Genomic DNA, 361 nt, shown 5'->3' with positions numbered 1-361 from the left:
GCTCCAAATTCTGCCAGCGCGTCATCTTCGCTAAACTCAGGCAAGTCGATATCATCTAGCTCAGCGACTTCTTCTAGAGCTGGCTCAACCGCTTGCGGCACTGGCTCTGATTCAATATCTTGCGCAACTAAAGGCTCTTCATCAGTTAACGACTCAGACGGTGAGATTTCATTATCATCTTGCGCTTCTACTTGAGTTGGTTGAGAGGTTTGCTTTAATTCCTCTTGCGCTAATACATCTTCTTCCGCTTCTGTCGGTTCCTCGCCTGCTGAAGGCAGTTTTGCTTCATCGATGCTGGCAGAAGATTTCTCTTCCACTAACCAATCATCGTCACGCGGTACCCCGAACTCATTAGCAATTG

At 47.6% G+C, this 361-nt stretch carries 1 protein-coding gene; it reads right to left on the bottom strand.

Annotated elements, in window-relative coordinates; all coding sequences use genetic code 11:
• Nucleotides 1-361, bottom strand: a 361-nt coding sequence (locus BLO31_RS23735; RefSeq protein ID WP_175443178.1) for a hypothetical protein, incomplete at both ends; no start/stop codon positions are given.

This window comes from Vibrio sonorensis (assembly GCF_001854765.1).
Lineage (GTDB): Bacteria > Pseudomonadota > Gammaproteobacteria > Enterobacterales > Vibrionaceae > Vibrio > Vibrio sonorensis.
Note: the sequence above shows the minus strand (reverse complement) of the source record. Positions and strands in the feature narration are given on the sequence as shown.